Source organism: Runella sp. CRIBMP, assembly GCF_009905605.1.
Taxonomy (GTDB): domain Bacteria; phylum Bacteroidota; class Bacteroidia; order Cytophagales; family Spirosomataceae; genus Runella.
Window position 1 is genome coordinate 357,857 of sequence record NZ_JAAAKZ010000002.1, and the last position, 13,315, is coordinate 371,171.

Here is a 13,315-nt window from a genome sequence, read left to right on the forward strand (position 1 = left end):
GGGTTTTGCGTCCTTATAAACAAAATATACCTTTGACAACAGCATGACAGGACCAGATAAAGACAAAATATTTCCACTTGCTCATTATGACAGGCTTTGCTTTTTGAAAAACATTGTCAAAAATCCCAACATTATTGTGGGCGACTATACTTACTATGATGATTTTGACAATGTTGAAAACTTTGAAAAGAACGTAAAATATCATTTTGACTTCATTGGCGACCAATTGGTCATTGGGAAATTTTGCATGATTGCTTCCAATGTAACATTCATCATGAACGGGGCAAATCACCTAACCAATGCCTTGACGACCTATCCTTTTGCGATTTTTGGGAATGGTTGGGAGAAAGCGATGGACGGAAAAACCTACCCTCAAAAAGGCGACATCCGCATTGGCAATGATGTTTGGATTGGCTACAATGCGACCATCATGGCAGGGGTAACCATTGGAGATGGGGCCATTATTGCCACAAACTCGACCGTCATAAAAGATGTTGAACCTTATTCAATTGTTGGCGGAAACCCTGCCACCGAAATCAAAAAACGCTTTTCTGACGATACAATTGCCAAACTCTTAGCGCTGAAATGGTGGGATTGGGACATTGAGAAAATAACAAAAAACATTCAAAATCTGACCGATAACAATATCACCCAATTAATCGAATAAAAAACGAAGGCTCAGCTATCGTTTGTACAACACGTCGAGTCCGCCCCTGCGGGAATGATTATTTATAGGTGGCCGCTGTATATAAAAGTATAATGAAAGTCTACTCAATTAACGGATAGACAATAATAATCAACTCATTTAGAGAGCATTATAAAACAATATATAATCCAATCAAGAAAAATGACCACGAAGGACTTTAAATTAAAAGCAGAAGAAATCGTTGAATTAGTTCCTGCTATGGGAGGCTGTTTTGCAACAAACAAAATAACTGTGGAGGGAATGAAAGTTGGTTATATGTATCGTGAAGAATCAGACGAGCAAATGGATAGTGGTTGGAGTTTTTTTTCAGGGACAGAAGACCAAGAATATGTTGACAACCCAGACAACTTAATGATTTATAATGTAAATACCATTGCTAACTACGACAGAGCAATAATTCCATATTTAGACTACCCATACGGCAGTGAATTAGAAAGGGTTGAGGGGACAGACATTTTTAAACTACTTACGCAATAATATGGCTTTTCCCCGCAGTCGCTCGCAGGACGCGAGTGACAACTATTTTCAGGCTTCTGGCCGCATATAAAAAGCCCACCCTTTGCATTCCCCTACTATTCAACCCTCACCCCTTCCCCAATATTCAAGACTCGATGCGGCGTGCCGTATAATTTTGCTTGTTTTATAAATTCCTGCGGGTCTTCGGTGTTGAACGTAAACAAATCATAATGGTGCGGAATGACGAGTTTTGCGCCAATTTCCACGCCCAAACGCGCGGCTTCTTCGGCCGAAAGGTTTCCCGCCACGCGGCGTTCGGGTTTGTTGCCGTTGATGGGTAAAAAAGCCACATCGACCGCAAAAGGTTTCAGCACGTCTACGATGCCATCGTACCAGAGCGTGTCGCCCGAGTGATACACCCGATAGCCACCAAACTCGGCCACAAATCCCATGAATTTGCAACGCCCTTCGGCATCTCGCTCCAAGGCATTGTGCGCCGACGGAACGCCGTAGATTTTAAATCCACCCACGACGACGCTTTCGCCGTCATTCAATCCAATTGGCCAATCCACCGCGCACTTCAGGCGCTCGCCCACAAACGCGCGATTTGCTTCAGGAATTACCAATTGAAGATCAGGGTTAGCGGCAAACAGTGGGATGAGGGTCTCGGCATCCAAATGGTCGGTGTGGTTGTGCGAAGAAGTCACTACATCAATCATGGTAAGCAACGCAGGGGCTATGGCCCGCTCACTCATGCGCGTGTGGGGTTTATCGGTTGCGGCATATTTTACCGATAACGAATCCGACAAATAAGGGTCAAAAAGCAAGTGTTTGTTTTGCCACTGAATCAAAAAACCACTTTGGCCCAGCCACCAAATTCGGAAGCCTTCGGTATTTTGGCGGTGCTGTTCAATATCGTGAAGAAGAACTTGGTCTTTTTGGAAAGCGGCAATCAGGGACATAGGCTCAACGGTATTGGGTTATATTTAATAAACGGGTTAGGTATCCAACTTTACTGTTTTTGGGGTAAAAATATCTCTTTTCCCCCTAATTAGGCAAAATCCAGCACTCGAAAAGCCGCCTCATCCTATGTTTAATTGTAGCCTTGCTAATAAAAAAAACGGTCATTTATTTGGATATTATTTTTATAAATCATTTACTTTGCATTACAAAGTACTTTTAGTCATACAGCATTACTTTTTTTTAAAATACACTACCAAAAAACCATTTACCATGACCAAGAGAAACCATTTAACAACACCGCCCATCCATCCAGCATCTTTGGTGAAACCCACGTTGATAGGTGCAGGGATTGCCCTCACTGTGATCACTATCTTTCTGGTTGGAGTCAGAGAGCCTAACCCAGCATGGGGAAAGCTATGGATGCTTAGACCACTCATTATCGTTCCGCTAGCGGGTGCCATGGGTGGAGCTTTTGTCTTCTTCATGGATTATTAGCGTAAGCAGGGCAATTGGTCAAAAATATTGACTTATCTATTGGGCCTGATTGGATTCCTCTTTGTGCTGTGGATTGGGATTGTGTTGGGATTGGACGGCACATTGTGGGACTAAGCTGCTTTCAAGCATTTGAATGAATGATATTGACTAATAAATTTAAAAATATTTACTCATGAAAGCCGAAATACTGACCCATCTAAACGACCCTGGGCAACTTGAAAAGTTGTACCGAACCAATAAGGTAAATTTTAAGCGAGCCTTTAGTGCCTTATATCCAGAACTTAAGGGCAACTCACTCGCTGATTTCTGGAATGAAAGGCTGAATTACGAAACTGACGAGATTAACTGGGGTACTCGCGGTGAGCTACTTTTTGTGATAATTGCGACGTTGGTGGCAGGTCTTATCGCTAAGCTCCCCGCGCTTTTATCCATCGACGAAGAGTTTTTCTTTTCCAGAAACATCGGTTTTATTATTTTTCCCGCGCTGTCGGCGTACTTTGCTTGGAAGAATCAATTATCAATTCCTAAAATCGCTATTATCGTTGGCACCACCCTTGTGGGTTTGATTTTTATCAATTCCCTTCCCAACGTGAAGCAAAGCGATACATTGGTTTTATCGTGTATTCATTTACTGTTGTTTCTGTGGTCAATATTAAGCTTTGCTTTTGTGGGTGAGGCACGCAACAACGATGAAAAACGTCTTAGCTATTTAAAATACAACGGCGATTTGGTAGTAATGACCACCCTCATCCTGATAGCGGGCGGCATCATGACGGCTATAACAGTGGGCCTTTTCAAGCTGATTGGCATTGATATTGAAAAGTTTTATTTCGAAAATGTTGTTTTCTTCGGTCTACCTGCTGCCCCAATTATTGGCACCTACCTTACCCAGACCAATCCTCAATTGGTGGGTAAAGTTTCGCCCGTAATTGCTAAAATTTTCAGTCCCTTGGTCTTAGTGATGCTGGTTATTTATCTGGGGGCAATGGTTTATTCGGGCAAAGACCCTTATAACGACCGGGAGTTTTTATTGATTTTCAATGCGTTATTAATTGGCGTGATGGCCATCATTTTCTTTTCTGTTGCCGAAACTTCGACGGCTACGAAAAGTAAGGCAGAAATTCTGGTGCTTTTTCTGTTATCCGTAGTAACCATCATTGTAAATGGCATTGCTCTATCGGCCATCCTGTTCAGGATTTCAGAATGGGGAATCACACCAAATAGGGCCGCAGTTTTGGGAAGTAATGTACTGATACTCATCAACCTTTTGCTGGTCACGGCGCAGCTCTACAAGGTATTTTCGAAGAAAACCAACATCAACGAAATTGGCAAAACCATGGCACTTTATCTGCCAATTTATGTCTTATGGACGATCGTCGTGACCTTTATCTTTCCGTTAATCTTCGGCTTTAAATAAAGGAATGAGTCGCAGATTTGAATTTATTTCTCACCCTTACAATTTGGTTATCAAAGCGTAAGGGTGAAATTTTAATACATAGATGAAAATAGGCTAATACCTCTACTTCACAAACCGAATCACCAGAATTTCCAGTAATAAGAAGAGCAGCGCGGCCCAAAGGAAATAACTCCAAAGGCTGACGCCGAGGTTTTGTTTTTGAAATTCTTTCACAAAATCACCATCGGCTACATTGTCAAAAACCTGCACATTGGGCTGATTGGCAAACAGTTTGCGCAGTTCGGCGGGGGTATAATAATCCAACTGTGATTCCAGATTATCGTGGTTGAAAGCCAACAGTTGAACCGTTTGGCCGTCTTTCTGAAGTTCATAATAGCCCGCATCCAAGTCTTGATTGGCATTCAATTGGTTGCTTTTAGGCAACTCCAATGTCAATTGATTGCCGTTGAGCCGTTGAACAGGAATCAACTCAATTTTGTCCTTTTTGAGTTTGAAAATGGTGTTTTGAGATGATTCAGGCACCGTAAGCGAGACGGTATTTTCGTCGAAAGAGTAGGCGGTGCGCTGCTCTCGTACGCTCTGCGCTGCAATCTTGTACATCACTGGTACAAACAAGGCATTTTGGGCAAAACTCCCGAATGACTCCGACAAAGGATTGGCCATCACGTACACTTTACCGCGCTGAATGGCCGATTGACTCAAAAATACGTCACCACTGCGCAAGGAAAGCAATTTTGCTCCACCCGGTTGCCACTGCCAAACAGGCTTTGAAACGGGCAATTCAAGGTTTTCTTGCCGAACCGATTGTTCAAAAACATCACTAAAAAAAGGACTACCTCTTTCAGGATTGGCCAAAGGAATGGCTTCGTCGGAAGGACGTTCCTGCAATCCACCCACACCCAACGACGACAAAAACCCGCCGTACGAAACGATATCAGGGTTGGATGGCGGAATCACCAACACGCTTCCGCCGCGCTTCGTGAAATTCTCAATTTCGCTGCGCATCGCACCTTCCACGCGCTCTACACTTTCAAGAACCACCAAATCAGACTGTTTCAAAAGACCAATATCAGCGTTGTTGGCGCTGACGGTACGCAGGGTAAAGAGGCTATCGTTAGCAAATACCTTCTCTACCGAGCGGGCAGGATTAGGTTGGCCTGCCACATGTAGCACGCGAATGAGCGGCGAGGCATTGAGCACAAAAAAGTATTCATTATCAAACGTAATCGGTAAATCGTCGAACGTTACGCGACCGCGTTTAAAGCCTTTACCCCGAACGTTGAAGTTAAAAGCCGTGGTGGCCGCTCCTTTGGGAGCTAAATTGACGGGAGCCGTAGACACCTGAACATCGTCTAAATACAGCTTTACGACCAGATTCCGCACGTCGTCATTGCCTGCATTGCTCACCCGCACATAGAGCACATTGTTTTGAAACTCACGCACAAAAGGCGTATTGAGCCACACCGAATCAACATAGACATTTTGGGAGGCAGTCGTTTGTACGGGAATGATATACAGCCGATTAAGCGAATCTACCTTAAGATTGGACAGGTCGCCAGCGGTGCTTTTTTGAAAATCAGAGAACCAGAACAACTGATTTTTGCCACTGCCCGCGTACCGCCCCAATAAATTGGCCTGACGTTTGTATATGCTCGCAAAATTGCGCGGAGTATGGGCCAATTTCAGGGTCGTCAAGCGGTCTTTGATGCGGTCGGTGGTCGTCAATTGTTGCTCTTCGGGACTGAAATCATTGGTAATCAGTTGCAGGCGCGTTGCGTTACGAAAAAGCGTCAGCAATTGGTCTAATTTTCCCGTGGCTACGTCCAGATACCGCTGATTATTGTCCTCATTTTGCATCGAAAACGAATTATCGATGTAGGCGCTCGTTACGCTTTGAGCATTGGTGCCTGCTTTGTTTTTGCTGGGCAAATAAGGCTGGGCAAACGCAAAAACCAAGGCAGAGATGGCCAAAACCCGGGTGGCTAGAATGAGGTATTGTTTCAGGCGTCGAAACGAACTCGTTTCCATTTCGACGTTTTTCAAAAGCGAGACATTGGAGAAGAAAACGCGCCGAGTGCGGCGGAAGTTGAATAAATGGATGGCAATGGGAATGCCTACCGCCAACAAACTCCATAAAAAGGTCGGAAAAATAAACTGCATTCGGGTTTTGGGTATTATCGGTGTTATATAGTCACGGCATGGCTTAAAATTAGCGGCCGGAGCATACGTTAATTTTAAATATATAACTAACGCAAATATCGTGCAAAACGTTTGTGCTCTAAACGCCAATCCGTATTATCTTCCAAATTACGATTATTTTCGGGATAAAAAAGTATAAACCGTGGCGTCGGGTTTGAGAACCCGACGCCACCACGCAAAACACCCTAAATCCCCGCAATGACTTTATTGATTTTATCCAATCCCGTTTTGGCCACAACAAGTGCGTCCTGGGCGTAGTATGTTTTGTTGAAAACCTCCAACGAAAGTACAATGGGGCGATCTGGATTTTTGATGGTTTTCAGGATTTGGGCAATGGGTGCCACGCCGTCGCCCGGATAAATGCGGTCGGCATCGACGATGGTCTCACGGGGCAACGAAGCGGGATAATCGTTGATATGGAAAATTTCAACACCAGGTTTTCCCACCAGTTTGAGCGTGTCAAGGCTAGAACCGCCCTTGTATAAATGGTACACATCCAATAACAAACGCGCCGACGGGTGGCCGCTTTCGGTCGCTACGTACATTACTTCGCTCAATTTGTTCAGGTTTTTTGAAAAACCCCACAGTTCCAAGTGCGGAATCACCTTGGTTTGGTCGCTGATTTCGAGAATGGCGCGGTAGCGCTCGGCGGCTTTTTGTAAATCTATTTTGGCCGATTGCGGCGTTTGGGCCCCTACGGAGGGCGTGGCTACACGCATACAGCCCACTTCCGCCAACAGCTCCATTTCTGTTTTAAGTTGGGCGAGGCCTTTGGCGCGGGCTGCTTCATCGTCTACAATCCAAGGGGCAAAACCAATGGCATTTTCGATGGTTATGCCCAAATCTCCCACTATTTTGCGGGCCTGAGCGGGCGTATTTCCTTCTTTTATAAAATTTTGGAGCGTATCCATCCAGATTTCTACCGAACGAAAACCAGCCTTTGAGGCCGTTTCCAGTTCCTTGACAAATCCCAATTTTTGCCCCCGAATTGTGCTCATATTGAGGCAAGGAATGAACGCGGGCTTTTTAGCAACGGCGGCGGTGACAGTCTCGGGCAATAGACCCGCTCCAGCGGTAGAAGCCAGAACGGCAAGGGTTTGGCGACGGTTTAGGACAGACATAGGGGTTAACAAAATAAGAGGTTTGGTAAGAAAAGACTTTTTAAGCAGGAATTTAATAGTCCATCGGGCGTATTTGTCGTGGTTTCTTAAAATTCCTTTTCGCTTCAAATCAGAAAAGGGCACCACTTATGCGAATGTTGTGAAGACAGTACACTCGGTTTGCTAAACTTTTGATTAATTCTCTTTCCCATAAAAAAGCCCGACCCTAAGGTCAGGCTTTAGAAAATATTATTAGCAAGTCACTAAAATTTCAATGGCACCGAGAAACTCGACGTATCCCACATAAAAATCAGAGCGTTGTCTTTTACTTCGAAATTCAGTTTTTCAACGGGTTCTTTCAATGCGATGGTTGGCACGGTGATGCGCAACACGTCTTTATCTTGCTTATAGTTATAGGCTCCCCATTGTTTTGGTTCACTGTTGAGGATGACGACCCATTCTTTTTCACCAGGAATTGAAAACAATCCATAGTCACCCGCTTTTACGGGTTTGCCACCAAATTGTCCATCTTTTTTGAAGGTAATCACGGTTGCTTCGTTGGCACCAGTACGCCATACTTTGCCGTATTTTTCAAGGCTTTGGCTACCTTCAGCCCCAAAAATAACCCGACCGCGCTTGGAAGGCTGTCCAAAGACCACTTTCACGTCTTTACCATCTACCGTAATGAGCGGACTTTTAGGGGGATTTTGACTACAGGCGAAATTAAGCGCAATAAGCGAAAGGAATAAGGCAAAAATTGAATTTCTCATGTTTGTTTGTTATTTGTTTAATGAACTTACAGTGAAACGTTTTTAGGTTTAAAAAGTTGTGAATTAACCAAAGAAACTATGTTTTTTCCTGATCTTTACCTACAAAGAGTCGTAATATCTAAATAATGAGACCAAATTAGTTTCCTTAGAAAGATTGAGCCCTTTGGTTTTTGCGTAGTTTTTCACATCATTGGATTTGGCGCCAAAAAGTTTAAATAGTCGATTTTTAGAAGGGATTTCTCGTAATTTATCCCCCTCTTTCAGGTAATACTTGACCGTTTTTACAAACTCACCATCGTATTCATTGACGCCGCCCTCAGCTTCATAGCCCGTTCGTTGACCCGATTTACTAAAAACCAATGTGCATCCGTATTCTTTCCAAATCTGACTCCCCCCTTCGTAAATAACCTCGTAATATTGGTTTTTGTACTGTCGGAATGTGTGTCCTGCCATTGTAAACGAGACGGGTCTCATCACGGTAGCTTCCATATTAGGGTTGTTTGACAAATAAACCTCCTCTTTCTGGATGTTATAGGCCATTACAAACTCCCATTCCATTCCAGTACCCGTTTGGACTTTACCACGGTACCAACCATTCTTAAAAAAAGGAGTTCCTTTGTAGGTTCTGACAAAATCCTGATTGCTGCGGTTGATGAGATCCTGCCCTTTGTAATGGGCAATAAAAACGGTATCTCCTTTCTTATTGACTTCGATGGTATGGTCAGAATCGGCAATTTTTGATTCAGGCACAATGTAGTTATACGGTTTGTTTTCCTGTGCTTTCGCCCAAAAACACAGAAAAAACAGGGAAGCGAAGTAGAGTGTCTTTTCCATGAGATGAATAAAAAAATGAATGAACGTAGTCAATTTGATAAAATCAATGACAATAATGGGCGGAAATGCAACTAAAATACAGTGAATTTCTGATAAAATGCAGTTTAAAAGGAAATTTATTTTCTCCAAATTCCTTCAAAACCTAAGCTTTAAATAAATTATATTACTAAGCGAAATAACCCCGCTTAAACATTTTTAATACGTAATTACTAGCGTTACTACCGATTCAGCGGGTAGTTCGAGAATATTTTTATTGACTTTTCGGTGCGTCAAATTTTCGGTTTGGGAGGTGACATAGGCGTCTATTTTTTGTTTTCTACGCATTTTTGGTAATTCAACCCGTTGACTGCCACTATTGTTTACAAAAACCACGACAACTTGATTCTTGGAGGTATATCCCGAGACCAGCACGTTTTCAGCTGCCATATCCACTTTAATTCGTTTCATATTGGGTCTAATAAATCGGCTATAATTACCCAATGCCCACAACAATTTGGAATCCAGCACTTCTCCATCAAATTTATTTTTGTCATTTTCTCCTTTTGCACCGTTGTTAAAGACGTAAATCAAACCGTCTTTAAAATCATTGGCACTCACCGAAAGCCACCAATGCCAAGCCGAAGCATGGGCGTGCATGAGGTCGGCATGAATCACTTTGGCAACGTACAGGGCCGTTTTCATGCCTAAATCTACCCCGTTTCCTTTGATTTCGCCCGCATTATCTCCCAAAATACAATATTCTGATTGCCAATACGAGATGTTTTGTTGCTTTATTTTCTCACCTAAATCCTGTCTTTTTTTGATGAGCTCGGCGGTCGGCGAAGTTGTAAAATAACTGTGACCGCACATTAGACTTTCAACCGATTTTAGGTTTCCTACGTAATTGGGGCTCGATTTGTCAAAAAAAGCCTCAATTTGATTGTCCTGATGCACCTCCGAACGGTTGGTTTTGGATTTGTACAAATAATCAATTTGGGCCGCTTCGGTCAACACGATGCGCGTTTTTAGCTTTTTCTGCCCAAATGTTTCGTCAATCTTTCGGGTGGCCCAGGCGATGTCTTCGTTGTTGATGGGCGTGCCTTCCTGCGAGCCAAAGCCCGATTTTGATTTCGGGCCCCAATCCCATTGTGGCTCGTTGAACGGACTCAGGTAATCGAAGTTGAATCTAGTCGAAACTTGGGCCAGAAAATCAGCAAAATCATTCATTTTTGATTTGTCAAAATTCCATTCTCCCAAGGTGCCACTGCCAATCGACAGCCCGTTTTTGGTCATCGAAACGGGCGCAGAATTGAGAAACCCAAGCGTAAAATCAACACCATGGCGCTTGGCCGCTTCCAAAAACCATTGTTGTCCTTGTTGTTTAGTCCAATCATATTTCCCATTTTCTAAAAAACACTCCGCTCGGCGCCATTCGTTGGTGATTTTGCTGCCCATGCCCTGTTCGGTACTTCCGGCACCGATATTAAAGCGCCACATCGACAGCCCAATCCCTTTGGGATTTCCAGCGGTGTCAAACTCCTTACTGAAAAGCAGTTCTGCAATCCTGTTGCGTTTTTCAATCGGATAATATCGGCCCACCATCTGCATAGACCAACAATCCGAAGCCCCAAAACTGTGCATGGTTTGGTACGTAACGCTGGGGTCGATGCTGAGTTTTTGGGCTATACTGACGTGAAAACCGAGTATCAGTAGAAAGAACAGCTGCTTCATGAGAGTTTTTATATTTGCTTACTTTTGATAAGTAAAGTACCAAAAATCCAACGATTACTCTTAGTTTATCCTTCCTTTTTCATCATCGGCGGCGTTGTCGTTGTGGCGGCGCTTGCGGGCAAAGGTGTCTTTACCAAAACGATACGTAAACGCCACGCCTATCCGCTGGGTATCCGATTCGTTGGTTTGAAAAAATTGCGCCTGTTTGATACTGACCGAGCGGTTGTGTCGAATCCACGAATGAAAAACATCTTCTACCGAGACGCGTATACTTGCTTTATCGTTCCAAATTTTCTTTTGCAAGGCTCCGCCCACCCGATACATCATGCCCGTATAAGCCTGTCCGTTGAGGTCTGAACTGGCATAATATCCTGACAAATCGGCACTCCAGCCTTTATTCAATTGAAACTGATTGTATAATTCAAACCTTGCTACATAGGCGCTCGGGTTCAATTTTTCGGTATAACTCACGCCGTTGAGCCCCATGTGCGATAATCGTAAGGTATAAATCAGATTCCACCATTTGGTCGGCGAACCAGATACCGATGTGTTGAGCAATAGCATAAAGCCTTTGGCTACGTTGTTGGGACGCGTGATAAAAATGGTATCAATGGCTTCGGTAGTTTGAAAAATCACGTTGGTAAAACGGTTATAACTCAAGCCCATTTGCAACCATTGTTTGTGTTGAAATTTCAATTCAATCCGATTCTGGTACTGAGGAAGTAACAAGGGATTGCCAGCCGTATAAGAATATTGGTCACGAAAAAAGACAAATGGATTAAGCGACTGATAATCAGGGCGATTTATTCTACGTATGAAGCTTAAATTCAAAGAATTCTTATTTAAACTATCCAGCTTATAATTGATAAATACGCTTGGAAATAGCTTGGTATAATTTTTAGTAAATTTACTTCCGATTACGGCTTCATTGCCTAATTGATTGCCTCGGGCTTGTGTCGTTTCGGCTCGTAGTCCCAACTGCATTCCCACCCGTTTCCACTCTTTTCGGGTGTTAATATAGGCCGCATTAATGTTTTCATGGTACTTAAAATGATTGGACTTTCGATTGTCGATGAGCTGTGTCGAGCCTTTTACATCAAAATAATTAGATTTGTTATCGTTATCTATGACACTGGATTTGAGTCCCGCTTCCCAACTTGCCTTATTTTTCAAAGGATGAACATAGTCTGCTTTGGCCGTATAAATATTAATATTGCCAGGAACCAAGTATAAGAACTCGTCGCCATCAATTAAACTACCTTCGGGCAAGTATCGAAAATTTTGCACCCCCTGATTCCCATCGCCTCGGTAATTGAGATAGTTTATGTCCGCCATTAACTCCCGTCCTGCCTGGTTGAATTTATGCTGGAGGTTCAGGTTACTGCCGAAATTCCTTCTTCTATCATTTACTACAGTATTTCCATCTCCTCTGGCATCAAGCAAACGGTCGGCATTAAAGTTATTGCTGTTGTAATCAATCCTTGTGTTTCGGACGCCACCATTCATGTTAATCAACAAACCATAAGTTGTTTTTGGGGTAGCGGCATAATCCACCCCCAAAATGGCATTCACACCTTTATTGCGGGTGATATTGTCATTGAGGAGCAGCACGTTTGAAATTTGTTGGCCTTCGGTGTCATAAAAGCGTCGGTCAAAAATATCTTTGTTGTAATTTTTTTCTTTGTTTAAACCTAAGTTAGCAAATACGTTGAGCTTTTTATGGTTGTAATTTAGGTTCATGGAGCCGTTGTGTCTTCCATAAACGCCTTGGCTGGAACCCATGGAAATATTGCCCGTAAACCCTCCTACCCTATTTTTTTTCAGACGAATATTGATGATGGCATTCCCGCCCGCATCGTACTTGGCCGAGGGATTATCCATCAACTCGATTTTATCCAACAATCCGCCCGGAAGTGATTTCAGGTACGCGGCCAAATCGGGCCCCGACATATACGTGGCACGTCCGTCAATCAGCACCAAGATGCCACTTCTGCCGTTGAGACTGATTTCACCGTTCATCCCAACGGTTACGCCAGGCGTTTTTTCCAATACTTCCAGAGTATTGCTCGTTGCGCTGCTAATCATGGATTCTACATTTACGATGGTTTTGTCAATATCCTGCTCAATCAGCGGACGTTTCGCTTTGACTATCACTTCTTTCAATTCAATGTTTTTGACGGGTAACAGCACGATGACGGGCAAAACTATACTACTGTGTTCATCATCAATTGTAAGCACCGCGCTAATGTAATTTTTTTGGCTCATGGCGGTGATTGCCAGGAGATACATTCCGTTTTGCAGATTAATGAATTGAAATTTCCCGTTTGCGTTGGTAATTTCTCCCGAAATAATCGTCGAATCCGTAGCTTTAAGTAACTTCACGGTAGCGCCTGGAACGGTTTCATTCTGCGTATCTTTGACCGTACCAGAAATTGTTTTTTGGGCGTAAATAGATAATGACAAAAGGGTTAAAAGTAAAATGGCTGATGTTTTCATTGACGTGTGTGTGTTAGTGATGAGAATCGGCTTACTAATTGCTGGACAAAGATTAAAGCCGTTGGTCAACCCCCGAAAAAATCATGTCGAAGCTTGCGAAGAAACTGACAGAAACTCATTTTTGGGTGACAAACCAGTTGGTGCGTTTTCGTAAGGTTTCCGTCATTGA

General features: G+C 43.3%; 11 protein-coding genes. 4 read left to right on the plus strand and 7 right to left on the minus strand.

Annotated elements, in window-relative coordinates; translation table 11 throughout:
• The first annotated feature begins 43 nt into the window (after positions 1 to 43).
• Both GVN20_RS06685 and GVN20_RS06690 read left to right on the plus strand, forming a co-directional pair.
• On the plus strand, positions 44 to 667 hold the full coding sequence (locus GVN20_RS06685) for a CatB-related O-acetyltransferase (protein WP_166557588.1): 624 nt from the start codon (positions 44 to 46) through the stop codon (positions 665 to 667).
• 180 nt (positions 668 to 847) lie between these two features.
• Positions 848 to 1,183 (plus strand): DUF2185 domain-containing protein, encoded by a 336-nt coding sequence (locus GVN20_RS06690; protein ID WP_166557589.1) that lies wholly within the window; start codon positions 848 to 850, stop codon positions 1,181 to 1,183.
• A 95-nt stretch (positions 1,184 to 1,278) separates the two neighbouring features.
• Here GVN20_RS06690 and GVN20_RS06695 read toward each other — a convergent pair whose 3' ends face one another.
• On the minus strand, positions 1,279 to 2,124 hold the full coding sequence (locus tag GVN20_RS06695) for an MBL fold metallo-hydrolase (protein ID WP_166557590.1): 846 nt from the start codon (positions 2,122 to 2,124) through the stop codon (positions 1,279 to 1,281).
• Between the two features lie 127 nt (positions 2,125 to 2,251).
• On the opposite strand from GVN20_RS06695, the gene GVN20_RS29660 reads away from it, so the two are divergent.
• The gene (locus GVN20_RS29660; RefSeq protein WP_229598990.1) at positions 2,252 to 2,620 is read left to right on the plus strand and encodes a hypothetical protein; all 369 of its coding nucleotides are present in this window, start codon (positions 2,252 to 2,254) and stop codon (positions 2,618 to 2,620) included.
• Positions 2,621 to 2,792: 172 nt separating this feature from the next.
• Positions 2,793 to 4,037: a hypothetical protein gene (locus GVN20_RS06705; RefSeq protein WP_166557591.1), complete on the plus strand. Its 1,245-nt coding sequence runs from the start codon at positions 2,793 to 2,795 to the stop codon at positions 4,035 to 4,037.
• Positions 4,038 to 4,139: 102 nt separating this feature from the next.
• Here the strand turns inward: GVN20_RS06705 and GVN20_RS06710 are convergent, their stop codons facing one another.
• The 6 genes from GVN20_RS06710 to GVN20_RS06735 all read right to left on the minus strand — a co-directional run bounded on the left by GVN20_RS06710 (position 4,140) and on the right by GVN20_RS06735 (position 13,146).
• On the minus strand, positions 4,140 to 6,197 hold the full coding sequence (locus tag GVN20_RS06710) for a BatA domain-containing protein (RefSeq protein ID WP_166557592.1): 2,058 nt from the start codon (positions 6,195 to 6,197) through the stop codon (positions 4,140 to 4,142).
• A 224-nt stretch (positions 6,198 to 6,421) separates the two neighbouring features.
• Positions 6,422 to 7,357 carry a sugar phosphate isomerase/epimerase gene (locus tag GVN20_RS06715; RefSeq protein WP_166557593.1) on the minus strand — a complete coding sequence of 312 codons (936 nt, stop codon included), beginning with the start codon at positions 7,355 to 7,357 and terminating at the stop codon, positions 6,422 to 6,424.
• A 242-nt stretch (positions 7,358 to 7,599) separates the two neighbouring features.
• Entirely contained in the window at positions 7,600 to 8,106 is a 507-nt protein-coding gene (locus GVN20_RS06720) for a DUF2911 domain-containing protein (protein ID WP_114463142.1), read from the minus strand.
• Between the two features lie 99 nt (positions 8,107 to 8,205).
• Entirely contained in the window at positions 8,206 to 8,940 is a 735-nt protein-coding gene (locus GVN20_RS06725; protein ID WP_166557594.1) for a hypothetical protein, read from the minus strand.
• 195 nt (positions 8,941 to 9,135) lie between these two features.
• Complete coding sequence (locus GVN20_RS06730; RefSeq protein WP_166557595.1) at positions 9,136 to 10,650, minus strand: glycoside hydrolase; 1,515 nt, start codon at positions 10,648 to 10,650, stop codon at positions 9,136 to 9,138.
• 60 nt (positions 10,651 to 10,710) lie between these two features.
• On the minus strand, positions 10,711 to 13,146 hold the full coding sequence (locus GVN20_RS06735; protein ID WP_166557596.1) for a TonB-dependent receptor: 2,436 nt from the start codon (positions 13,144 to 13,146) through the stop codon (positions 10,711 to 10,713).
• Between the last annotated feature and the right edge of the window lie 169 nt (positions 13,147 to 13,315).

Coding starts and splice junctions, on each gene's coding strand:
- GVN20_RS06685 (WP_166557588.1), top strand. CDS start 44: ATGACAGGACCAGATAAAGACAAAATATTTCCACTTGCTCATTATGAC.
- GVN20_RS06690 (WP_166557589.1), top strand. CDS start 848: ATGACCACGAAGGACTTTAAATTAAAAGCAGAAGAAATCGTTGAATTA.
- GVN20_RS06695 (WP_166557590.1), bottom strand. CDS start 2,124: ATGTCCCTGATTGCCGCTTTCCAAAAAGACCAAGTTCTTCTTCACGAT.
- GVN20_RS29660 (WP_229598990.1), top strand. CDS start 2,252: ATGTTTAATTGTAGCCTTGCTAATAAAAAAAACGGTCATTTATTTGGA.
- GVN20_RS06705 (WP_166557591.1), top strand. CDS start 2,793: ATGAAAGCCGAAATACTGACCCATCTAAACGACCCTGGGCAACTTGAA.
- GVN20_RS06710 (WP_166557592.1), bottom strand. CDS start 6,197: ATGCAGTTTATTTTTCCGACCTTTTTATGGAGTTTGTTGGCGGTAGGC.
- GVN20_RS06715 (WP_166557593.1), bottom strand. CDS start 7,357: ATGTCTGTCCTAAACCGTCGCCAAACCCTTGCCGTTCTGGCTTCTACC.
- GVN20_RS06720 (WP_114463142.1), bottom strand. CDS start 8,106: ATGAGAAATTCAATTTTTGCCTTATTCCTTTCGCTTATTGCGCTTAAT.
- GVN20_RS06725 (WP_166557594.1), bottom strand. CDS start 8,940: ATGGAAAAGACACTCTACTTCGCTTCCCTGTTTTTTCTGTGTTTTTGG.
- GVN20_RS06730 (WP_166557595.1), bottom strand. CDS start 10,650: ATGAAGCAGCTGTTCTTTCTACTGATACTCGGTTTTCACGTCAGTATA.
- GVN20_RS06735 (WP_166557596.1), bottom strand. CDS start 13,146: ATGAAAACATCAGCCATTTTACTTTTAACCCTTTTGTCATTATCTATT.